Here is a 20,894-nt window from a genome sequence, read left to right as displayed (position 1 = left end):
CCGGTGCACTGACCAACGACGGGCGACGGCGGGCACGCCGCACGTTCAGCCCGTTCCAGCGCGGAGGAACCATGACAGCCACCGATACCCAGTTCGCCCAGCACCTGTCGACGCGGCGGGCGTCGGTCGAGGAGCGGGAGGCGGTGCTGGCGAACCCGGGCTTCGGCAACTTCTTCACCGACCACACGGCCGTCGTCGACTTCAGCGTGGACGAGTCCGGGGTCGGAGGCTGGCACAGCGCGCGGCTGGAGCCCTACGGTCCCATCGCCCTCGATCCCGCGGCTGCCGTGCTGCACTACGGCCAGGAGATCTTCGAGGGCATGAAGGCCTACCGGCACACGGACGGCTCGATCTGGACCTTCCGCGCCGATGCCAACGCCGCCCGTCTCAACCGGTCCGCCGCCCGTCTCGCACTGCCCCAGCTGCCCGAGGAACTGTTCCTCGAGTCGCTGCGCCAGCTGGTCTCCGCCGACTCCGACTGGATCCCGTCCGGCGACGGCGAAAGCCTGTACCTCCGTCCGTTCATGATCGCCACCGAGGCGTTCCTCGGTGTCCGGCCCGCCCGGGAGGTCTCCTACCGCGTCATCGCGTCTCCGGCGGGCAACTACTTCGGTGGTGAGGTCAAGCCCGTGGACATCTGGGTCTCCCGCAACTACGCGCGTGCAGGGCGCGGCGGTACCGGTGCGGCCAAGGCCGGCGGCAACTACGCCTCCTCGCTCGCGGCCCAACTCGAAGCCGAAGCTCACGGCTGCAAGCAGGTACTGTTCCTCGACCAGTTCAACGACAACGCGGTCGAGGAGCTCGGTGGCATGAACGTGTTCTTCGTGTTCCGTGACGGTTCGCTCGTAACCCCTGCCCTGTCCGGGACCATCCTCGAGGGCGTCACCCGGTCCTCGGTGATCCAGCTCGGACGCGACCGGGGGCTGGACGTCAGCGAGCGCAAGATCACCCTGGACGAATGGCGCGACGGCGTGGCAAGCGGAGATATCACCGAGGTCTTCGCCTGCGGTACGGCCGCCGTCATCACGCCGATCGGCCGACTGCGCGACGGCGACGAGTTCATCGGGACCGCCGATGCTCCCGCGGGCGAGGTCACCATGTCGATCCGCAGCCAGCTGCTGGGCATCCAGACCGGCGCCGTGGAGGATACGCACGGCTGGCTGACGCGCCTGGTCTGAGGCCCGGTCCGAGGATTCCCGGCGTCCGACCGGCCCCTGCGGGGGTCGGACGGGCGCCGGTTTCCGTGGGCGGCGTTTCCGTCGGAGCCGGAGCGGGCCGGTCGCCGTTTCAGCGGGAGGGAGTGGCCTCCGTGCCGTCGATTCCCTCGCCCAGCCGCAGGTGCCGTGTCGTCGCGAGCAGTGCTGCGGTCTCGTCCGCGGGCATCGGGCGGCTGAAGTAGTAGCCCTGGCCGCTCGCGCAGCCCATCGCCCTCAATTGTTCCGCCTGCTCGCGTGTCTCGATGCCTTCGAACACCGCTTCGAGGCCTGCTGCCCGGATGAGCTGCAGGATCGCCGCGACGAATTCGAGCTGCCCCGCCCTCGTGTTGAGCTCGACGAGCAGCGACCGATCCACCTTGACCATGCTGACGGGAAGTTCGCGCAGGTAGCTGATCGACGAGTAGCCGGTCCCGAAGTCGTCGATCTCGATGCCGACACCGAGCTGCTGAAGGCTCAGCAGCGAATACATCTCCACCTCGCCGCGCGTCACGATCGCCGTCTCGGTGATCTCCACCACGAGGTTGTGGGCGGGCAGGTCGAGCTCCCGGAGCAGGCCCCGGATGTAGTCGACCAGGTCGAGCTGCTTGAGCTCGACGGCGGAGAGGTTGACCCTCAGCTGGAAGTCCTCGTCCAGCTCGATGTCCTTGCGCCACCGGGCCAGTTGCCGCAGGGACGCGGACATCACCCAGCGGTCCAGGTCGTGGATGACGCCGATCTCCTCGGCGAGCGGTATGAAGGTATCCGGCGGGATCAGCCCGCGCAGGGGGTGCTGCCACCGGACCAGGACCTCCACGCCGAGGACCCGGTTGGTGGCGAGCTCGACCACGGGCTGGTAGTGCAGCACGAGCTCGTCCGAGCTGATCGCCCCGCGCAGCTCGGTGGCCATCTGGCTGCGGAGCTGCCGTGAGTACAGCATGACGGGTTCGAAGACCTTGATGATGCTGCGGCCCTCGCGCTTCGCCGCGTACATGGCCGTGTCGGCGTCCAGCAGGAGCTCGTCCGCTGTCTGCTCGGGCGTACCGAGGCGCACGCCGATGCTGGCCCTGGAGGTGACGTAGAGCGAGTCGAGGCGGATCTGCTCCCCGAGGACATCCAGGGCGCGCCGCGCAACCTGCATCGCGATGTCCATGGTCGCGCCGGGCAGCAGGATGGCGAACTCGTCGCCGCCGAGCCTGGCCACCAGGTCCGTCTCGCGGACCACTCCGTTCAGCCGGGACGCCACCTCCTGCAGTACACGGTCGCCGGCGTCGTGGCCGAAGCGGTCGTTGACGTTCTTGAAGCTGTCGAGGTCGAGGAGCAGGAGTGCCGGGGGCGGTGCGCCGTTCACGGCCTGGCTGAGTGCCTCCTCGATGCCGTCCATCAACGCGACGCGGTTCGCGAGCCCCGTGAGGGCGTCGGACATCGCCATCTTCATCATGTCCAGGTGTGCCTGGCGGAGCATCGCGGTGCGGCTCTCGACGCGTTTCTCGAACTGCTCGTAGACCTGCTCGAGTTCTTCCGCGAGCAGGTTCACTCCCGTGATGACGGCGTCGACCTCGTCCCGCGCGCTGGACGGCTCGATCCGGCTGCTGAGTTCTCCCCGGGACAGCCGGACGATGCTCTCCACCAGCATCGCGAGCCGGGGGTCCTTCTGGTCAGCGCTCATTGGTTCCAGAGTACATTCCGGAGGGCCACTCGCCGGGACCCTTCGGGGGCGGCGACGTCACGCATGGAGGAGCCCCGGTCGGGGCGGGAGTAATGGGGGAAAACGCCCGGCCCGACCGGGGCCTGTCGATGACGCTACCCCACGTGCTCCACCGATGGCGGCTTTCGACGCGGCCCTTACTTCTCCTTGACTTCCCGGTTTGCGTCCGCCGCTTCAGCCCTGCGGCTCCGTGATGCTCTGGAGAAGAGCCGTTGCCATCGAGGCCCTGTCCTCCGCGCCGGACTGGAGGAAGAGTTCCTCGCTCAGTTCGAGATTCGAGATGGCGTCCGCATCGACGCCGCGCGCGGAGAGCGCCTGTCCCAGGAGGAAGTGGGCCTGTGCTGCGGTGTGCACCGCCAGGAGGTGCTTCTGGTCGATGATCGTGGTGAGTTGCTCCACGGCGGTATCGAACTGTCCGGTGAGGACGAGCCATTGCGCACGAATCAGTTTTAACTCGACACGGTCTCGTTCGGTACCGCCGACTATCGAACTCGCGAGTTCCGCCCGCTCGATGCACTCGAGGGTCTCGGGCTCGATCACCCCGGCTGCGAGGCGGAAATCCGCTGAACCTCGGTTGAAGCGGGCCCAGAGATCGAGGTCGTTCGTCGGGGACAGGGTCTTCGCCGCCAGCTGGTGGTAGGACACCCCCTCGGGGATGCGTTTGAGCAGGAACGCGACATTGCCGATGGCCCAGTAGGACTGTCCCGCGTACTTGTTGTCCGGGTCCCTTTGTAAGAGATCGGCCAGGACGAGGCACTCGTGCCAGGCGTCTTCCAGCGAACCACTCTCGGCTAGTGCGGCGATGAGGGCGTTCTCCGCCTCGATGGCAAGGGCGTTGTGGTCTGGCTCGGTTAACAACTCGGTGACGGCGCGCCGTGCCACCTGCACCGCGGCGGTGAGATCACCGCTGCCCTGCAGGGCGAAGGCGCGCAGCGTCAGGACTCGAGCCCTCAAAGCAGCAGATCCGCGGGTAAGTCGATGGGCCTCGAGCGTTTCGGCCACTTCCCGTGACTCGTGCATGTGGCCCTGTCTGCGAAGGCATTCGGCAGCGAGGAACGAGGCATTCCACCAGCCCTCTTCCTCTCCATCCGAGAGGGACAGGGCAGCCCACTGCTCTGCGAGCTTCTGTGCGCCGGCGTAGTCCCTTTGGTTCCACGCCTCCCGCGCGCGGAACTCGAGGAGCATCCGCTGGCCGGAATCGCCCTGATGTGACATGCATACCTACGACTTTCGGTGACCGATGTGAATACTCCATTTTCCGCTCCAACGCCTCAGCGAACAGTCTGCCGGATAAAACCGGAAAAATATGACCGGAGATGTTACTAAAGTTACCGGTGTGGCTTACGATGATATTCAGATCGCGCATGGTATCGCGCGGCCTGCCTTCTACCACTGTTGCTCGAACCTAAGGACGTACATCATGAAGCGCATCACCTCCGCCCTCCTCCTCGCAAGCCTCCTCGTGACGGGCGGCGCCGCTGCAGCCAATGCGGCGCCCGCCAAGTCGGGAACGACCGCGCCTGTTTCCTCGACCGACCGCGTGGGTTCCTGGCCTTTCTAGGCTTATCTGCGCCTACTGACTTCCTGGTAGGAATGTGAGCCATTCGGCTCGAGCCAGTACCGATACCGCGGGCACCCTCGTCTTTGGGGAGGGAGTGCCCGCGGTATCGGCGTTAAACGGACCCTGATGCCCCTCAGGTGCAGCCGTCCTGGAAGCTGAAGGCTCACGCTAGGCTTGGCCGCATGCGAATTGCACGCTTTGTCCTAAATGATGACCCAATGTTCGGCGTCGTGGAAGGTGCGGCCGGCAGCGAGGAAGTAGCGGTCATCCAGGGTGACCCGTTCTACGCCGGCGTCCAGCTCACCGGTGCCCGTCATGCCCTCGAGGACGTCAGGCTCCTCGCGCCCGTGATCCCCCGCAGCAAGGTGGTGGGAGTGGGGCGCAACTACGCGGATCACATCCAGGAGATGGGCAGTGAGACGCCGGCCGCTCCGCTGATGTTCCTCAAGCCCAACACGTCGGTGATCGGTCCCGGCGATCCCGTCATGCTGCCTTCCTTCTCGGACCAGATCTCCTTCGAGGCCGAACTCGCCGTCGTGATCGGCCGTATCTGCAAGGACGTCCCGCTCGAGCGCGTCGACGACGTCGTCTTCGGCTACACCTGCGCGAACGACCTCACGGCACGTGACGTGCAGAAGACGGACGACCAGTGGGCCCGCGCCAAGGGGTTCGACACCTCGTGCCCCATCGGGCCCTGGATCGAGACGGACCTCGATCCCGAGAACCTCAGCATCCGCGGCTCGCTCGACGGCGAACTGCGCCAGGACGGGTCGACGAGCGACATGATCTGGGGGGCCCGTGAACTCGTGGCCTACGTGTCGCAGGCCTTCACGCTGCTGCCGGGGGACATCATCCTCACCGGCACACCCGCAGGCGTCGGCCTCATCACGGACGGCCAGCGGTACGACGTCGACATCGAGGGCATCGGACGGCTGTCCAACCCAGCGCGCCGCTGACGGTCACCGCACCGCCGGACCTCCGGCCGGCCCGCGACGGCGCGCGCCGGTTGGAGGAGGGCCCATCTTCGGCAGCCGTGGTCCCCACTTAGACTGGGACCACCATGACTACTGCCGCTGATATCCCCACCGTCACTGATGCCACACCCGTCCGGGTCCGATTCTGCCCGTCGCCGACGGGAACGCCGCACGTCGGGCTGATCCGGACGGCGCTCTTCAACTGGGCCTATGCCCGCCACACGGGCGGGAAGCTCGTCTTCCGCATCGAGGACACCGACGCCGCCCGCGACAGCGAGGAGAGCTACCACCAGCTCCTCGAGGCGATGACCTGGCTCGGCATCGACTGGGACGAGGGTGTGGAGGTCGGCGGCCCGCACGCGCCCTATCGGCAGTCGCAGCGAGGGGACCTCTATAGGGACGTGATCCAGCGCCTCACCGAGGCGGGCCACCTGTACGAGTCCTTCTCCACCCCCGAGGAGGTGGAGGAGCGCCACCGCGCGGCCGGCCGCGACGTCAAGCTCGGCTACGACAACCACGACCGCACCCTGAGCGAGGAGCAGAAGGACGCCTTCCGCTCCAGCGGCCGTCCGGCGGTGCTGCGGCTCCGCATGCCGGACGAGGACATCACCTTCACCGACCTCGTGCGCGGGGACATCACCTTCCGCGCGGGCAGCGTGCCCGACTTCGCCGTCGTCCGTGCCAACGGCGCGCCGCTCTACACGCTCGTCAACCCGGTGGACGACGCCCTCATGGGCATCACGCATGTCCTCCGGGGCGAGGACCTGCTCTCCTCCACTCCGCGGCAGGTGGCCCTGTACCGGGCGCTGATCGACATCGGGGTGGCACGCTACATGCCGCTGTTCGGCCACCTGCCGTACGTCATGGGCCAGGGCAACAAGAAGCTGTCCAAACGGGATCCCGAATCGAACCTGTTCCTGCACCGGGAGCGCGGCTTCATCCGGGAGGGGCTGCTCAACTATCTCTCGCTGCTCGGCTGGAGCCTTTCCGCGGACGAGGACATCTTCTCGGTCGAGCAGCTCGTCGAGAAGTTCGACGTGCGGGACGTCCTCGCCAATCCGGCCCGCTTCGACCTGAAGAAGGCCGAGGCGATCAACGGCACGCACGTGAGGCTGCTCGATCCGGGTGAGTTCCGGTCACGGCTGCTGCCCTACCTCGCCGCGGCAGGGGTCATCGGCGCCGATCCGACCTCGGAGGAGCTGCGCACCGTCGCGGAAGCGGCTCCGCTGATCCAGGAGCGCATCACCCTGCTGGGCGAAGCGCCGGAGATGATCGGTTTCCTCTTCAAGGAGGACGACGCGGTGGACATCGCCGACGACGCGCGCAAGGGACTGCCGGAGAACCTGGGCGAGGTCCTCGACGCAACCCTCGAGGCCCTCGAGGGCGTCGACTCGTGGGACACCGAGTCTCTCCAGGCGGCCCTCAGGACTGCGCTCGTCGACACGCTCGGGCTGAAGCCGAGGCTCGCTTTCGGGCCCGTCCGCACCGCCATCTCCGGGCGCAGGATCTCCCCGCCGCTCTTCGAGTCCATGGTGATCCTCGGGCGCGAGTCCTCGATCACCCGGGTCCGCGCGCTGCGGGCCACGGTGGACTGAGATGTCGGATGAGCTGCCGGAGGTACCGGCCCCCGCGAACGAGGTGCAGGGCGAGGGCGTGGACGGCGTTTTGTTCGACATCGACGACACGCTCGTCGACCTCGCCCAGGCCATGGGCCGCACGCTGCAGGCCATCCCCGATCCGGCGCTCAGCCACCTCGGCGACGACGACTGGGTGCGGTACAAGGCGCTGTTCGCCGCCGATCCGCAGCGGCACTACGACCGCTTCCTGGCCGGTGAGCTGACCTTCGAGGAGCAGCGCGTGCACCGGGTGCGCCATGCGCGGGCGGGCTTCACCCCGGAGCCCTTCCTCGGTCAGGTGGCCGAGGCGTGGGTGCGGGAGTACGAGCAGATGCTTCCCCTGCACTTCCGCCCCTACGACGACGTCGTGCCGCTGCTCGACGAGCTCGATGCGCGGGGAATCCCCTACGGAGCCGTGAGCAACAACGTGCACGACTACCAGCGGGCGAAACTGGACCGGGCCGGACTGGAGCGAATCAGGGTGCTCGTCGGCATCGACACCGTGGGGGTGGCGAAACCCGACCCGGGCATCTACCTCGAGGGCGCCCGGCTGATCGGCACCCCGCCGGTGCGGACGCTGTACGTGGGGGACAACCGGCTGATCGATGCCGTCGGGGCGCGCTCGGCCGGGCTGGTCGGCGCCTGGCTGGACCGTGCGGGAACGGGCAGCGGAGCAGGGACCGACTCGGGGACCTGGGCCGGATCCGGAGGCGGGTCCGGAGCCGTCGTGGCTCCGTCGGAGGACGCAGGGGAGGGCGAGACGGAGGTGCCGCGCATCACCGGGCTGCAGGCCGTTTTGCAGTTCCTGCCCTCGGTCCGGTAGAGTTATTTCTCGGCGCGGAGCGGTTACGCGATCGAAACCCAGCAGGATCGGGGCTTCGGAAAGTGCCATTGGGGTATGGTGTAATTGGCAACACACTGGTTTCTGGTACCAACATTCTAGGTTCGAGTCCTGGTACCCCAGCGCACTCCCGTCCTCGCGGACGGGATGGCACGAGCAGTACAAAAGCAGTAGTAAGATGGAAAGTACTGGCCCCATCGTATAGCGGCCTAGTACGCTGCCCTCTCACGGCGGTAACGCGGGTTCGAATCCCGCTGGGGTCACAGCAGCTCGCAAGAGCGCAGGTCCGAAAGGACAGACGGAAATCCCGGACATCACCGATGTCCGGGATTTCCGTTTTTCTGCGTCCTCCTTCGACGAGGTCCCTTCTCCGGGTATCCGATGTCCCCGCTGGCGTTCCTGCGGCGCCCGCTTCGGAGTGCGCCGCCGTCACCAGGACAGGGGACTGGCATGATGGAGCCATGAGCGCACCTTCCCTGGCCGGCGAAGCCCGCGGGCTCTCCCCGCTGTTGCGGGAGGTACGCCTCGCCCTCGAGAACCTCGCGTTCCCCCTGGCCCTGCCGAGTTCGGTCGAAGGCAGGGGGGCGGCCGACGCCGCCCGGGCCCAGCTGAACGACTACATCCTCCCCAGGCTCGCCAGCCTCGACGCACCGCTGGTCGCCGTCGTCGGCGGTTCGACGGGCGCGGGCAAGTCCACGCTGGTCAACGCGCTCGTCGGACGGCCCGTGTCCGTGACCGGCGCCGTCCGGCCCACCACGCGGCAGCCGCTCCTGCTGCACCACCCCGAGGACGCCGCGTGGTTCGACGACACCCGCGTCCTGCCCTCGCTGAGTCGTGTCCGCCTCGCGGACGACAGCGGAGGCCTGGCCGCCGCATCCTCCCAGGCCCAGCACCAGCCGGCAGGCGGAGCGGAAACGCTCCTCCTGCGGCCCACCCCGACGCTGCCTGCCGGCCTCGCCCTGCTGGACGCCCCGGACATCGACTCCATCGCCGACGAGAACCGCAGGCTCGCGGGCCAGCTGCTCGCGGCGGCAGACCTCTGGATCTTCGTGACCACGGCGAACCGCTACGCGGACGCGGTGCCCTGGAAGCTCCTGGCCGAGGCAGGCCGCCGGGACGTCCTGGTGGCGGTCGTCCTGGACCGGGTGCCGCCCGGCGTCGAGGAGGAGATCAGGAGCGATCTGCTGACCCTCCTGTCCGAGGAGAACCTCGGGCACGCTCCCATCTTCGTCATCCCGGAAGTGCCGCTCGGCCCCTCACGCATGCTGCCCGCGGACACCGTGGAGCCGATCACCCGGTGGCTGCAGGCCCTGGCCGCCGACGCCGAGGGGCGGCGCGAGATCGCGCGGCGCACCGTGGGCGGCGCGATGCGGGCCCTCGCCGGACGCATCGATGCCATCGCCGACGCCGCAGGGCAGGAGCAGTCGGTGGGGGACGCGCTGCGCTCCTCCGTGGACGGCGCATACCGTGACGCGCTGGCCGACGTCATGGCCTCCACCGAGGACGGCACCCTGCTCCGTGGGGAGGTCCTCGCCCGGTGGCAGGACTTCGTGGGCACCGGTGAGTTCATGCGGGGACTCGAGACCAGGATCGGCTGGGCACGGGATCGCGTCACCGCCTTCTTCACCGGCAGGCCCGCGCCGGCCGCCACTGTCGCCGACGCCATCGGCAGCGGTCTGCAGACCGTCATCGTGGAACAGGCCGCACGCGCGGACGAGTCGGTCCGCAGGCGATGGCGGGGGGAGCGGGCCGGCACGGTGCTCCTGCAGGACGTGCCCGCCTGGGGGGCCGAGGACTTCGCCGCCGCGGTCGCACGTGAGATCCGGGCATGGCAGCAGGATCTCCTGGAGCTCGTCCAGGCGGAGGGAGCGGACAAGCGCTTCACCGCCCGCATGCTCTCCTTCGGCGTCAACGGGATCACGGTGGCCCTCATGGTGGTCGTCTTCGCGTCGACGGGCGGGCTGACCGGCGGTGAGATCGGAATCGCCGGGGCATCGGCGCTCGCCGGGCAGAAACTCCTCGAAGCCATCTTCGGCGACGACGCCGTGCGGCGCCTCGCCACCACCGCCCGCCACAACCTGTCCCAGCGCGTGGAGGAACTGTTCCGCAGCGAGCGCGCACCCTTCGACGAGTGCCTCGAGCCCCTGGTCCGGCAGACCCCGGCCGAGACGCTCCAGGTCCTGGCACGGCGGCTCCGCCAGGCGCTGCCCACCGGGCAGCGCCTCGCGGAGGACGAGGCGTGAGCCGACACGAGGGAGCGGCGTCCGAGGCGCTGCTCGCCAGTTCCCTCGCGACCGTGCTCGATCAGCTGCGGGCAGCCTGCGAACTCGGTATGGACCGGTTGCCGCAGGACGACCTCGACCGCCTGCACGGGACGCTCGAACACGCCGGAAGCCGCCGGGCGCTGTCGGCGGACCACACGGTGGTCGGCGTGTTCGGGCCGACCGGCAGCGGGAAGTCGTCCCTCGTGAATGCGCTGAGCGGAACCGATGCGGCCCGCGTGGCCGCCAGGCGGCCGACGACGTCGGAACCACTCGCCCTGGTCTGGAGCCGCCGTGGAAGCGAGGAGCTCCTCGACTGGCTCGGAGTCAGCCGGCGCGTCGAACTGCCGGACGGGGCGCCGCTCGTCGGCGGGGTGACCGGCGCTACGCCGCGCGACGGTGCCGCCGGCGCACGCCGTACGGCCGGCCCCGTAGTGCGAGCGGACGACGGATCCCCCGCATCGGGTGGGGCGGCCGCCGAGGAGACCGGCCGCCGTCGCCTGTTCCGCTGGCGACGGCGCCCTCGTCCGGCGTCGCCGGAGGACCGTGCGGAGTCGCCCGCCCCAGCCCTCCCTGCGCCGGGCGGCGACGCCGGCCTGATCCTGCTGGACCTCCCCGACTTCGATTCGACCGCGCTGGCGCACCGCGCCACCGTGGAGCGCCTCGCGGGGCAGGTCGACGTCCTACTCTGGGTGGTGGACCCGCAGAAGTACGCGGACGCCGCCCTCCACCACGGCTTCCTGCGGGGCCTGGCGGCGCACGGGGCGGTGACCCTGGTGGCCCTCAACCAGGCGGACCGGCTGGAGCGCGGGGATCTCGACGCCGTCAGCGCCTCGCTGGGGGAGATCCTCGCAGCCGAGGGTCTGCGGGGGGTCGACGTCATCGCGGTGTCGGCGCGGACGGGCGAGGGCGTGGCCCGACTCGCCGAGGCGATCCGGACGCTCGCCGAGACGCGCGCGGCAGCTACGCGGAGGCTCGCCGCCGACGCCGAGCAGGCAGCGGCAGCGCTTCTCCCGTTCGCCGTGGAGCAGGCGGTGGCGCTGCCGTCGGAGGATGCGCTGGACGCGCTGTCCGGAGAGCTCGGGGCGGCCGCGGGAGTTCCCGTGGTGGTCGACGCGGTCCGCAGTGCCTACCGCAGGGACGCGCACGCGACCATGGGCTGGCCCGTCACCCGCTGGCTGGCCGGGCTCCGTCCGGATCCGCTGCGCCGGCTCAACCTGCGGCAGCAGGACGTCCTGCCCGAACTCCGGAGGTCCTCGCTTCCCGTCGGGCAACCGGCGCACCGGGCGAGGGTGGACCACGCCCTGCGCGTCTTCGGCGACGCAGCCTCCCGAGGGGCTGTGGAGCCATGGCACTCGTCCATCCGGGATGCTGCCCGCGGAACTGCCGGTGAGCTCACGGACGCACTCGATTCCGCCGTCACCGGCACGGACCTGGAGACAGGACGGCGGAGGTGGTGGGGGATCTTCGGAGCACTGCAGTGGATCACCTTCGCCGGGCTCGTCGCCGGACTGGGCTGGCTGGGTGTCCTCGCCGTCCTCGGATTCCTCCAGCTACCCGCCATCGACGTCCCACGGGTCGAGGGATTCCCGGTTCCCACCCTCCTGATCCTCGGCGGGCTGGCAGCGGGCATCCTGCTCGGAGTCCTCGCTGCGCTCCTCGCCCGGCTCGGGGCGTCGAGGCGGGCCGGCAGGGTGCGCCGGCGGCTGCTGGGCGCGTGCTCGCAGGTCGCGCGCGACGTGGTGGTGGGGCCCGTCGCGGTCGAGGTGGCCCGCTGCAACGATTTCAGCACGGCAGTGCTGGCGGCATCGCGCCACCGCTGACGGGAGTCGACCCGGGAGGCGACGTCGCTCTCGACGGCGACGGCCGGGCATGCCTTCGCGTGGCTCAGCCGGCCCGGTCCGCCACCCGGGCGATGGCACTGTGTCCGGAGCAGACCCACTCGACGGAGCCCGTGCGGATGTGCTCGGCCAGGAGCTGGACCGTGCGTGCCGCCACCGGCTTGTCGTTGATGGTGATCGCGTAGAAGTCGCTGACCCCGCCGTCGCGGGACACCTTCGCGGCATCACCGGTGAACAGGACGCCACGCCACTGATACGCGTAGTGGCCCGGCGTATGCCCGGGGGTCGGGAAATACCGGAGCCCCGGGAAGATCTCCCCGGAGCCGCCGAGTTCCCGCGCTCCCTCGGGGAACGGGACGCGCGCGACCCTCTTCAGGAGCTTCCGGAAGACCGTCTTCGGCGCGGTCCGGCCGCGGAGGACGTCGGCGTCCGCAGCGCCGATCCACACCGTCGCCCCGAGGGCCTCCTGGAGGCGCCGTGCCACCTGTGCATGGTCGGCGTCGTGGTGCGTGAGGACGATGTCGGTGATCGGCCCCGTCGTCGCCTCGTTGGCGCGGAGTTCGGCGATGACGCCGTCGAAGCCGGAGGCCATGCCGGGGTCGATGACAGCGGCGCGACCGGCACCGACCACCACGAAGCCGTGGGAGCCCTTCTGCTGTTCGAGCTGGTGGCAATCCTGGGCGATGAGGCGCATGGGTGTCCTTCGGCTGGTGCTGCGGGTTGTGCGAACACTACCAACGCGACGAGCGCCCGTCCTTCAGGCGAGGAGGCGCAGTACCTTGTCCACCGTGTTGATGTTCCGCGTGGTGGTCGTGGCGGCATAGCGGGCGCGGGCCAGCAGCCTGGCGACCGGCACGTCCGTCGACCGGCCCTTCGGCGAGAACCACGCGATGGCGGCGCCTCCCGCCAGCACCGTGGGCTGTTCCGGCAGTCCGTGGGCGTCGTCGAGGAAGGCCCTCAGTTCGCCCGGACCGGTGAAGAGCGTGACATAGGTGTGCACGGCCTCCGGAGTGGCCTCCGGGGGCCGCGGGACGGACCCGGCGATCGCGATCAGGTCCGCCAGGCCGACGACGATCACCCATGCGAGGTAGCCGAAGCGCTCCCGCAGCGCCGTCTCCACGCGGTCCTTGAGCTCCTCCGCGCCGAGGGCGGAGGAGCAGGTGACATTGCCGCTCGCCAGGACTGTGGCGACCCTGCTCACGGGAAGGCCCGCGAGCAGCTCGCGGAGATCCACCATCCGCACGGTGACGCCGCCGACATTGACCCCCCTCAGGAAGACGGCGTAGCGGTGGTCGTCCCCCGGTGTGCCGGCCGCGTCGATCGCAGGGCTCGGCATGTCAGTCGGCCGCCTTCGCGACGGCGAGCGTCAACTGGCGCGCCGCGTCCGAGACGACCTCCGCGTGGATGCGTCCCGGTTGCCGCGTGAGCCGCTCCATCGGGCCCGAGATGGACACGGCCGCGATCACGCGCCCGGACGGCCCCCGCACCGGAGCCGAGACCGATGCCACGCCCGCTTCCCGCTCGCCGAGGCTCTGGGCCCAGCCGCGCCGTCGTACGCCGGCGAGCACCGTCGGTGTGAACCGTGCGTTCTGCAGCCCCTTCAGCAGGCGGTCGTGGTCCTCCCACGCCAGCAGGCACTGGGCGGCGGAGCCCGCCTTCATCGACAGCTGGGTCCCGACGGGAATGGTGTCCCGCAGCCCCACGGGCCGCTCCGCGGAGGCGACGCAGACGCGCCAGTCACCCTGCCGCCGGAACAGCTGCGCACTCTCGCCCGTCGCGTCGCGCAGGCTCAGGAGCACCGGTCCGGCGGCCGCGATGAGCCGGTCCTCGCCTGCGGCTGATGCCAGCTCCACCAGCCTGCTGCCCAGGACGAAGCGGCCCTGGATGTCCCGGCCCACCAGGCGGTGGTGGGCGAGGGCGAGGGCCAGCCGGTGCACCGTGGGCCGCGCGAGGCCGGTCGACGCGACGAGTTGTGCGAGGGTCGTGGGCCCGGCCTCGAGGGCGTCGAGCACGAGGGCGGCCTTGTCGATGACTCCGACGCCGCTAGAATTGTCCATAAGATGATATTGACGTCTCATTATCTGAGACGCAAGCGGCTCGGCTGGCACTCGCCGTCGGGCGCTGGTTGAGTTGAAGGCACCAGAGGTCCTGCAACGGCCGCCCCCACCGGGGCCCGGCGCAGCGGGACGGAAAAGGACGATCGTCATGGGCAAGACACTGGCCGAGAAGGTTTGGGACGCACACATCGTGCGCAAGGGCGAGGTCGTCGGAGCGGAAGCGCAGCCCGACCTCCTCTACATCGACCTGCACCTCGTGCACGAGGTCACCTCTCCTCAGGCCTTCGAGGGTCTCCGCCTGGCCAACCGGCCGCTGCGCCGGCCCGACCTGACGATCGCCACCGAGGACCACAACACCCCCACGCTGGACATCGACAAGCCGATCGCCGACCTCACCAGCCGCACCCAGATCGAGACCCTGCGCGCGAATTGCAGGGAGTTCGGTGTCCGGCTGCACTCCCTCGGCGACGCCGAACAGGGCATCGTGCATGTCGTGGGGCCCCAGCTCGGACTCACCCAGCCGGGCCTCACCGTGGTGTGCGGCGATTCCCACACCTCCACCCACGGCGCGTTCGGCGCGCTCGCGATGGGCATCGGCACGTCCGAGGTCGAGCACGTCATGGCCACGCAGACGCTCTCGCTCAAGCCCTTCCGGACCATGGGCATCACGGTCGAGGGAACGCTCAAGCCGGGCGTCACCTCGAAGGACATCATCCTCGCCGTGATCGCCAAGATCGGGACCGGCGGAGGCCAGGGCTACGTCCTCGAGTACCGCGGTTCGGCCATCCGCTCGCTGTCGATGGAAGCGCGCATGACCATCTGCAACATGTCCATCGAAGCGGGCGCGCGCGCAGGGATGGTCGCCCCCGACGAGACGACCTTCGACTACCTGCACGGCCGGCCCCACGCACCGCAGGGCGCGGACTGGGATGCCGCCGTCGCCGACTGGCGTGAACTGCGCACCGACGACGACGCCGTCTTCGACGCCGAGGTCTTCCTCGACGCGAACGAGCTCGAGCCCTTCGTGACCTGGGGTACCAATCCGGGCCAGGGCGTCTCCCTCTCGCAGGCCGTTCCCTCGCCCGACGATTTCGCCGACGAGAACGACAAGGCAGCGTGCAACCGGGCGCTGGACTACATGGCGCTCGAGCCGGGGACCCCGATGAAGGACATCCGGGTGGACACCGTCTTCCTCGGCTCCTGCACGAACAGCCGCATCGAGGACCTCCGCATCGCCGCGGACATCATCCGCGGCAGGGAGAAGGACCCCGCGGTCCGGATGATGGTCGTCCCGGGTTCCGCCCGCGTGCGGCTGCAGGCCGAGGCCGAGGGACTCGACCGCGTGTTCAAGGATTTCGGCGCTGAATGGCGGTTCGCCGGCTGCTCGATGTGCCTCGGCATGAACCCGGACCAGCTGGCACCGGGGGAGCGCTGCGCCTCGACGTCCAACCGCAACTTCGAGGGACGGCAGGGCAAGGGCGGGCGCACGCACCTCGTCTCGCCCGTCGTGGCCGCCGCGACGGCGGTCCGGGGGACCCTCAGTTCGCCGTCGGACCTTGCGCCCCTGCCCTCCGGCGCCGGGACCCACGCCGCCGATCCCACCGTTTCAGCAGCCTAGGAGAGCGCCATGGAGAAGATCACCACGCACACCGGCATCGGCGTCCCGCTGCGCCAGAGCAACATCGACACGGACCAGATCATCCCCGCCGTCTACCTCAAGCGCATCACCCGGACCGGCTTCGAGGACGCCCTCTTCGCGGGCTGGCGCAAGGAAGAGGACTTCATCCTCAACCGCGAGCCGTACTCGCGCGGTTCCGTCCTCGTGGCGGGGCCCGATTTCGGGACCGGCTCGTCCCGTGAGCACGCCGTCTGGGCGCTGAAGGACTACGGCTTCAAGGCCGTGCTGTCCTCGCGCTTCGCGGACATCTTCCGGGGCAACTCGGGCAAGCAGGGCCTCGTCGCCGCGCAGGTCGCGCAGGACGACATCGAGCTCATCTGGAAGATCCTCGAGAACGAGCCGGGCGCCACGGTCACGGTGGACCTCGAGGCGCGGATGGTGCAGTGCGGCTCGGTCAGCGCCCCGTTCCAGCTCGACGACTACACGCGCTGGCGCCTGCTCGAGGGCCTCGACGACATCGGGCTCACGCTCCGGCAGGAAGAGCACATCACGGAGTTCGAGGCCCGCCGCCCGTCCTGGAAGCCGACCACCCTGCCCGTGCGCACCTGACACCGGGCCGCACGCGGGGTGCGCGACGGCGTCCGCTGTCGCGCACCTCACGCCGTGTACCCGGGTACGGGAGGAATGACGACGCACCCGCGCGGGTTCCTATCAGGGAACAGGGAGTGCACCAAGTACCCTTGTATTTCTGTCTGCTCCGTGGTGCTCCTATGCTTGGAACGAGCATTTTCGAGTCCGCGGGGGTTCATCGTATGAGGAAAATAGGTATTCATGGGTAGCGTTCTGACCATCCGCGGCGGCATTCCGTTGACGGGCAAGGTATCCGTCCGCGGTGCGAAGAACCTGGTCCCGAAGGCCATGGTGGCGTCACTGCTGGGCAACACGCCGTCCGTCCTGCGCAACGTCCCGGAGATCAAGGACGTCGACGTCGTCACCAGCCTCCTGCAGCTGCACGGCGTGAAGGTGACCAAGGACCCCGTCACCGGCGACCTCACGATGGACCCGAGCGATGCGAAGATGGCCCGTTCGAAGGACATCGACGCCCATGCCGGCGACTCCCGGATCCCCATCCTCTTCTGCGGTCCGCTCATGCACAGCATCGGCGAGGCCTTCATCCCCGACCTCGGCGGCTGCAAGATCGGCGACCGCCCGATCGACTACCACCTCGAGGTGCTCCGCAACTTCGGGGCCGTCGTGGACAAGCGTCCCGGGGGCATCTCCATCTCCGCCCCCAAGGGCCTGCACGGCGCGAAGCTCACGCTGCCGTACCCGAGCGTCGGCGCCACCGAGCAGGTGCTCCTGACCGCCATCCGTGCCGAGGGCATCACCGAGCTGTCGGGTGCCGCCGTCGAGCCCGAGATCATGGACCTCATCGCGGTCCTGCAGAAGATGGGCGCGATCATCACGGTCCAGACCGACCGCGTCATCCGCATCGAGGGCGTCGAGGAGCTGACCGGCTACAACCACAAGGCCATCTCCGATCGCAACGAGACGGCGTCCTGGGCGTCCGCCGCGCTCGTCACCAAGGGTGACATCTACGTGGAGGGCGCGCGCCAGCTCGACCTCACGGCGTTCCTCAACACGTACCGCAAGATCGGCGGCGCCTTCGACGTCGACGACGAGGGCATCCGCTTCTACCACCCGGGCCGCCCCCTGAAGCCGCTGGTCCTCGAGACCGACGTGCACCCGGGCTTCATGACGGACTGGCAGCAGCCGCTCGTCGTGGCGCTCACCCAGGCCTCCGGCGTGTCGATCGTCCACGAGACGGTCTACGAGAACCGCTTCGGTTTCACCGAGGCCCTCATCCGCATGGGCGCGAACATCCAGGTGCACCGCGAGTGTCTCGGGAGCGTTCCGTGCCGCTTCGGCCAGCGCAACTTCCTCCACTCCGCCGTGATCTCCGGGCCGACGCAGCTGCGCGGCGCGGACATCGACATCCCCGACCTGCGCGGCGGCTTCAGCCACCTCATCGCGGCCCTGGCGGCGGACGGCGTCTCGCGCGTCACGGGCATCGAACTGATCAACCGTGGCTACGAGCGGTTCCAGGACAAGCTCGAAGGCCTGGGCGCGGACTTCGACATCACGGAGGACGCCCCGGCTGTCGCCGTGGCAATCTCCTAGGGCTCCGCGCACATGGGGGAGTCACGGGGCTCACGCGCCATGTTCGCGTTCCTCGGCACCTGGGTGAGGCCGGTCATGAACGCGCTCATGGACAAGGAATGGCACGGGCAGGAGAAGCTGCCGCGTGATACGGGCATCATCGTCTGCCCGAACCACGTCACCGAGATCGATCCGGTCGTGGTGGGGCACTTCCTGTACAACCAGGGCATCATGCCGCACTTCCTCGCGAAGGCGTCACTGTTCGAGGTGCCCGTGATCGGATCCATCCTGCGCACCATCAAGCAGGTGCCCGTGGAGCGCAGTTCGGCCGGAGCGAACCGCTCGCTCGAAGCCGCGCGGGACGCACTGGCCGACGGCGGCGGGATCATCATCTACCCCGAGGGCACCCTCACGCGGGATCCGGACATGTGGCCCATGAAGGGGCGCACCGGGGCTGCACGCCTCGCCCTCCAGACCGGCGCGCCGGTCGTGCCGATCGCCCACTGGGGCGCCCACGAGGTCTTCCCGCGCTACGCCAAGCGCTTCTACCTCTTCCCGCGCAAGTGCTCCCGGGTGCTCGTCGGCGACCCCGTGGACCTCAGCGAGTTCCGCGACGCGCCCCTGACGCGGACCACGCTCGACGCGGCGACGGAGCGCATCCTCGACGCCATCACGGAACTGCTGGCGGAGCTGAGGGGCGAGGAACCTCCCGCCGAGCGCTGGGACCCGTCCCAGAAGCAGCAGAAGCGGACAGGCCGGGACTTCGAGGCACAGGATGACGGGAATCCCGGCGGTCCGCAGCCCGGGGGGCAGCAGTGACGGCCGCCGATGCACTGCGTGCCACGCCGGCGAAGATCGCCGTCCTCGGCTCCGGCAGTTGGGGGACCACGTTCGCCAAGGTGCTCGCCGACGCCTCCGGCGGCACGCGCGTCATGCTCTGGTCCCGGCGCCCCGAGGTCGCCGAGGAGATCACCGCCGAGCACCGCAATTCCCGGTACCTCGGCGACACACGGCTCCCGCCGAACGTCTCCGCCTCGGCCGACGTGGAGGAGGTCCTCGTCGGAAGCGACCTCGTGGTCCTCGCGGTACCCGCCCAGACCCTCCGCGCGCAGCTCCCGGCCTGGCGGCCGCTCATCCCGGCACACGCCGTCGTCGTGTCCCTCATGAAGGGACTGGAGGTCGGTACCGATGCCCGCATGAGCGAGGTGATCGCGGAGGAACTGGCGCTGCCCGCCGAGCGGATCGCGGTGCTGTCCGGGCCCAACCTCGCCATGGAGATCGCCCGCGAGGAGCCGACGGCCTCCGTCGTCGCCTGCCCCGACCACGACATCGCCGCGTGGATCGCAGCGGCCTGCACGGCCTCCTACTTCCGGCCCTACACCTCCACGGACGTGATCGGGGTGGAGATCGGCGGGATCGTCAAGAACGTGATCGCCCTGGCCGTCGGCATCTGCGAGGGCCGGCGCATGGGCGACAACACGAAGGCCTCCGTGATCACCCGAGGCCTCGCCGAGACGACGCGCCTGGCCGTCGCCCTCGGCGGACAGCCCGAGACGATGGCGGGACTGGCCGGCATGGGTGACCTGATCGCCACGTGTTCCTCCGCGCTGTCCCGTAACCACACCGCCGGCCACCTGCTGGGCCAGGGCCTGACCCTCGACCAGGTGACGGTGAGGATGAACCAGACGGCGGAGGGCATCAAGTCCGCGCAGGCCGTCCTGGACTCCGCCATGAAGCTCGGCGTGGACATGCCCATCACCGAGAGCGTGGTGGCCGTCCTCCAGGGGCGCCTGTCCGTCAACGACCTCGGGCCGCGCCTGCTGGCCCGCAACCTCAAGCCGGAAGGCGATCCCGTACCGTGACCACCGTGATGACCGCGACCACCGAGACCCCCCTTCCCGCCCGCAAGCCCCGCGTCCTCGTCCTGTTCGGCGGCCGTTCGAGCGAACACGCCGTCAGCTGCGTGACCGCGGCCGGCGTGCTCGAGGCGATCGACCGCACGCGCTACGACGTGGTGCCCGTGGGCATCACCAAGTCCGGCCAGTGGTCTCTGGTGTCGGCGGATCCGTCCGCGTGGTCACTGCGCTCCGACGTGCTGCCGGAGGTCGCCGCGACCGAGCAGGCCGTGGTCATGGGCACGCCGGCGGACGGCAGCGAGGGGCAGGAACTGCTCGTCGCAGCACCCGGGTCCGTCCCCGAGAGCCTGGGCGGCGTCGACGTCGTCCTGCCGCTCCTGCACGGCCCGTTCGGTGAGGACGGCACGCTGCAGGGCATGCTGGAGATGGCCGACATGCGCTACGTCGGCGCCGGCGTGCTGGCGTCCGCCGTCGGCATGGACAAGCACTACATGAAGGTGGTCTTCGCGGCCGCCGGGCTCGAGGTGGGCCCCTACGAGGTGGTGACGGACCGGCAGTGGCGCACCGACGCCGAGGACGGCATCCGCCGTGCCGCCGAGCTCGGTTTCCCGCTCTTCGTCAAGCCCGCCCGTGCCGGGTCCTCGATGGGGATCAGCCGGGTCGAGGATGTCGAGGGAGTCCGCGCGGCGGTCGAGGCCGCCCGCGCCTTCGACCCCAAGGTGGTGATCGAGGCCGGGATCGAGGGCCGCGAGATCGAGGTTGCCGTCCTCCAGGGACGGGGCATGGATGCGCCGCGCACCTCGCTGCCGGGGGAGATCGCGATCCAGCCCGGGGAGCACGCCTGGTACGACTTCGAGGCCAAGTACGTCGACGGCGCCGCTGCCGAGCTGTCCTGTCCCGCGGACCTCCCGCCGGAGGTCATCGACCGCGTGCGGCGCCTCGCGGGCGAGGCGTTCGACGCGATCGGCGGCGAGGGCCTCTCCCGCGTCGACTTCTTCTACACGCAGGACGGGCGCCTGGTCATCAACGAGATCAACACCATGCCCGGCTTCACCCCGATCAGCATGTACCCGCAGATGTGGGCGAAGTCCGGCCTCGGCTACACCGAGCTGATCGACGAACTGATCGGGCTCGCGCTGGAGCGCGGTACCGGCCTGCGCTGACCGCGAGGTCCTTGCCGGGGCCGCCCGGGACGCGGCAAGGACCTG

At 69.6% G+C, this 20,894-nt stretch carries 18 protein-coding genes and 2 tRNA genes; 15 read left to right on the top strand and 5 right to left on the bottom strand.

What is annotated here, in order from left to right; genetic code table 11:
• Positions 1 to 71 precede the first annotated feature (71 nt).
• On the top strand, positions 72 to 1,178 hold the full coding sequence (locus ACIQCY_RS10325) for a branched-chain amino acid aminotransferase (RefSeq protein WP_400483791.1): 1,107 nt from the start codon (positions 72 to 74) through the stop codon (positions 1,176 to 1,178).
• A gap of 109 nt (positions 1,179 to 1,287) precedes the next feature.
• On the opposite strand, the gene ACIQCY_RS10320 is transcribed toward ACIQCY_RS10325, so the two are convergent.
• Both ACIQCY_RS10320 and ACIQCY_RS10315 read right to left on the bottom strand, forming a co-directional pair.
• A complete protein-coding gene (locus tag ACIQCY_RS10320; RefSeq protein WP_400483790.1) occupies positions 1,288 to 2,862 on the bottom strand; it encodes a putative bifunctional diguanylate cyclase/phosphodiesterase in 1,575 nt (524 codons plus the stop codon).
• 213 nt (positions 2,863 to 3,075) lie between these two features.
• Positions 3,076 to 4,116: a hypothetical protein gene (locus tag ACIQCY_RS10315; protein ID WP_400483789.1), complete on the bottom strand. Its 1,041-nt coding sequence runs from the start codon at positions 4,114 to 4,116 to the stop codon at positions 3,076 to 3,078.
• A 205-nt stretch (positions 4,117 to 4,321) separates the two neighbouring features.
• Between ACIQCY_RS10315 and ACIQCY_RS10310 the strand changes: the two genes are divergently transcribed.
• The 8 genes from ACIQCY_RS10310 to ACIQCY_RS10275 all read left to right on the top strand — a co-directional run bounded on the left by ACIQCY_RS10310 (position 4,322) and on the right by ACIQCY_RS10275 (position 11,977).
• A complete protein-coding gene (locus ACIQCY_RS10310; protein ID WP_400483788.1) occupies positions 4,322 to 4,462 on the top strand; it encodes a hypothetical protein in 141 nt (46 codons plus the stop codon).
• A gap of 182 nt (positions 4,463 to 4,644) precedes the next feature.
• A complete protein-coding gene (locus ACIQCY_RS10305) occupies positions 4,645 to 5,418 on the top strand; it encodes a fumarylacetoacetate hydrolase family protein (RefSeq protein ID WP_400483787.1) in 774 nt (257 codons plus the stop codon).
• 104 nt (positions 5,419 to 5,522) lie between these two features.
• Entirely contained in the window at positions 5,523 to 7,031 is a 1,509-nt protein-coding gene (gene gltX, locus ACIQCY_RS10300; RefSeq protein WP_400483786.1) for a glutamate--tRNA ligase, read from the top strand.
• Between the two features lies 1 nt (position 7,032).
• The gene (locus tag ACIQCY_RS10295) at positions 7,033 to 7,875 is read left to right on the top strand and encodes an HAD family hydrolase (RefSeq protein WP_400483785.1); all 843 of its coding nucleotides are present in this window, start codon (positions 7,033 to 7,035) and stop codon (positions 7,873 to 7,875) included.
• A gap of 69 nt (positions 7,876 to 7,944) precedes the next feature.
• Positions 7,945 to 8,016 (top strand) — tRNA-Gln (locus ACIQCY_RS10290).
• A gap of 67 nt (positions 8,017 to 8,083) precedes the next feature.
• Positions 8,084 to 8,156, top strand: a tRNA-Glu gene (locus ACIQCY_RS10285).
• 198 nt (positions 8,157 to 8,354) lie between these two features.
• Positions 8,355 to 10,136, top strand: a complete 1,782-nt coding sequence (locus ACIQCY_RS10280; RefSeq protein ID WP_400483784.1) for a dynamin family protein — start codon at positions 8,355 to 8,357, stop codon at positions 10,134 to 10,136.
• Positions 10,137 to 10,225: 89 nt separating this feature from the next.
• On the top strand, positions 10,226 to 11,977 hold the full coding sequence (locus tag ACIQCY_RS10275; RefSeq protein ID WP_400483809.1) for a GTPase: 1,752 nt from the start codon (positions 10,226 to 10,228) through the stop codon (positions 11,975 to 11,977).
• A 64-nt stretch (positions 11,978 to 12,041) separates the two neighbouring features.
• Here ACIQCY_RS10275 and ACIQCY_RS10270 read toward each other — a convergent pair whose 3' ends face one another.
• The 3 genes from ACIQCY_RS10270 to ACIQCY_RS10260 form a co-directional block, all read right to left on the bottom strand.
• Positions 12,042 to 12,689, bottom strand: a complete 648-nt coding sequence (locus ACIQCY_RS10270) for an MBL fold metallo-hydrolase (protein WP_400483783.1) — start codon at positions 12,687 to 12,689, stop codon at positions 12,042 to 12,044.
• Between the two features lie 63 nt (positions 12,690 to 12,752).
• Positions 12,753 to 13,331, bottom strand: a complete 579-nt coding sequence (locus ACIQCY_RS10265; protein WP_400483782.1) for a DUF1697 domain-containing protein — start codon at positions 13,329 to 13,331, stop codon at positions 12,753 to 12,755.
• A gap of 1 nt (position 13,332) precedes the next feature.
• A complete protein-coding gene (locus ACIQCY_RS10260) occupies positions 13,333 to 14,052 on the bottom strand; it encodes an IclR family transcriptional regulator (RefSeq protein ID WP_133080752.1) in 720 nt (239 codons plus the stop codon).
• Positions 14,053 to 14,200: 148 nt separating this feature from the next.
• On the opposite strand from ACIQCY_RS10260, the gene leuC reads away from it, so the two are divergent.
• From leuC to ACIQCY_RS10230, 6 genes are all read left to right on the top strand, one after another.
• Positions 14,201 to 15,670: a 3-isopropylmalate dehydratase large subunit gene (gene leuC, locus ACIQCY_RS10255; protein ID WP_400483781.1), complete on the top strand. Its 1,470-nt coding sequence runs from the start codon at positions 14,201 to 14,203 to the stop codon at positions 15,668 to 15,670.
• Between the two features lie 9 nt (positions 15,671 to 15,679).
• Positions 15,680 to 16,279 carry a 3-isopropylmalate dehydratase small subunit gene (gene leuD, locus ACIQCY_RS10250; protein ID WP_400483780.1) on the top strand — a complete coding sequence of 200 codons (600 nt, stop codon included), beginning with the start codon at positions 15,680 to 15,682 and terminating at the stop codon, positions 16,277 to 16,279.
• 222 nt (positions 16,280 to 16,501) lie between these two features.
• Entirely contained in the window at positions 16,502 to 17,851 is a 1,350-nt protein-coding gene (gene murA / locus ACIQCY_RS10245; RefSeq protein WP_400483779.1) for a UDP-N-acetylglucosamine 1-carboxyvinyltransferase, read from the top strand.
• Between the two features lie 12 nt (positions 17,852 to 17,863).
• Positions 17,864 to 18,649, top strand: a complete 786-nt coding sequence (locus ACIQCY_RS10240) for a lysophospholipid acyltransferase family protein (RefSeq protein WP_400483778.1) — start codon at positions 17,864 to 17,866, stop codon at positions 18,647 to 18,649.
• Complete coding sequence (locus tag ACIQCY_RS10235; RefSeq protein WP_400483777.1) at positions 18,646 to 19,692, top strand: NAD(P)H-dependent glycerol-3-phosphate dehydrogenase; 1,047 nt, start codon at positions 18,646 to 18,648, stop codon at positions 19,690 to 19,692. The genes ACIQCY_RS10240 and ACIQCY_RS10235 overlap by 4 nt, the downstream gene beginning before the upstream one ends.
• Positions 19,693 to 19,700: 8 nt before the next feature.
• The gene (locus ACIQCY_RS10230) at positions 19,701 to 20,849 is read left to right on the top strand and encodes a D-alanine--D-alanine ligase family protein (RefSeq protein ID WP_400483808.1); all 1,149 of its coding nucleotides are present in this window, start codon (positions 19,701 to 19,703) and stop codon (positions 20,847 to 20,849) included.
• The last annotated feature ends 45 nt before the right edge of the window (positions 20,850 to 20,894 follow it).

It is taken from the genome of Arthrobacter sp. NPDC092385, assembly GCF_044755105.1.
GTDB lineage: Bacteria > Actinomycetota > Actinomycetes > Actinomycetales > Micrococcaceae > Arthrobacter_D.
The sequence above is the reverse complement of the archived record's forward strand: the minus strand, read 5'-3'. Positions and strand labels throughout refer to the sequence as shown.

Coding starts and splice junctions, on each gene's coding strand:
- ACIQCY_RS10325 (WP_400483791.1), top strand. CDS start 72: ATGACAGCCACCGATACCCAGTTCGCCCAGCACCTGTCGACGCGGCGG.
- ACIQCY_RS10320 (WP_400483790.1), bottom strand. CDS start 2,862: ATGAGCGCTGACCAGAAGGACCCCCGGCTCGCGATGCTGGTGGAGAGC.
- ACIQCY_RS10315 (WP_400483789.1), bottom strand. CDS start 4,116: ATGTCACATCAGGGCGATTCCGGCCAGCGGATGCTCCTCGAGTTCCGC.
- ACIQCY_RS10310 (WP_400483788.1), top strand. CDS start 4,322: ATGAAGCGCATCACCTCCGCCCTCCTCCTCGCAAGCCTCCTCGTGACG.
- ACIQCY_RS10305 (WP_400483787.1), top strand. CDS start 4,645: ATGCGAATTGCACGCTTTGTCCTAAATGATGACCCAATGTTCGGCGTC.
- gltX (WP_400483786.1), top strand. CDS start 5,523: ATGACTACTGCCGCTGATATCCCCACCGTCACTGATGCCACACCCGTC.
- ACIQCY_RS10295 (WP_400483785.1), top strand. CDS start 7,033: ATGTCGGATGAGCTGCCGGAGGTACCGGCCCCCGCGAACGAGGTGCAG.
- ACIQCY_RS10280 (WP_400483784.1), top strand. CDS start 8,355: ATGAGCGCACCTTCCCTGGCCGGCGAAGCCCGCGGGCTCTCCCCGCTG.
- ACIQCY_RS10275 (WP_400483809.1), top strand. CDS start 10,226: ATGGACCGGTTGCCGCAGGACGACCTCGACCGCCTGCACGGGACGCTC.
- ACIQCY_RS10270 (WP_400483783.1), bottom strand. CDS start 12,689: ATGCGCCTCATCGCCCAGGATTGCCACCAGCTCGAACAGCAGAAGGGC.
- ACIQCY_RS10265 (WP_400483782.1), bottom strand. CDS start 13,331: ATGCCGAGCCCTGCGATCGACGCGGCCGGCACACCGGGGGACGACCAC.
- ACIQCY_RS10260 (WP_133080752.1), bottom strand. CDS start 14,052: ATGGACAATTCTAGCGGCGTCGGAGTCATCGACAAGGCCGCCCTCGTG.
- leuC (WP_400483781.1), top strand. CDS start 14,201: ATGGGCAAGACACTGGCCGAGAAGGTTTGGGACGCACACATCGTGCGC.
- leuD (WP_400483780.1), top strand. CDS start 15,680: ATGGAGAAGATCACCACGCACACCGGCATCGGCGTCCCGCTGCGCCAG.
- murA (WP_400483779.1), top strand. CDS start 16,502: ATGGGTAGCGTTCTGACCATCCGCGGCGGCATTCCGTTGACGGGCAAG.
- ACIQCY_RS10240 (WP_400483778.1), top strand. CDS start 17,864: ATGGGGGAGTCACGGGGCTCACGCGCCATGTTCGCGTTCCTCGGCACC.
- ACIQCY_RS10230 (WP_400483808.1), top strand. CDS start 19,701: ATGACCGCGACCACCGAGACCCCCCTTCCCGCCCGCAAGCCCCGCGTC.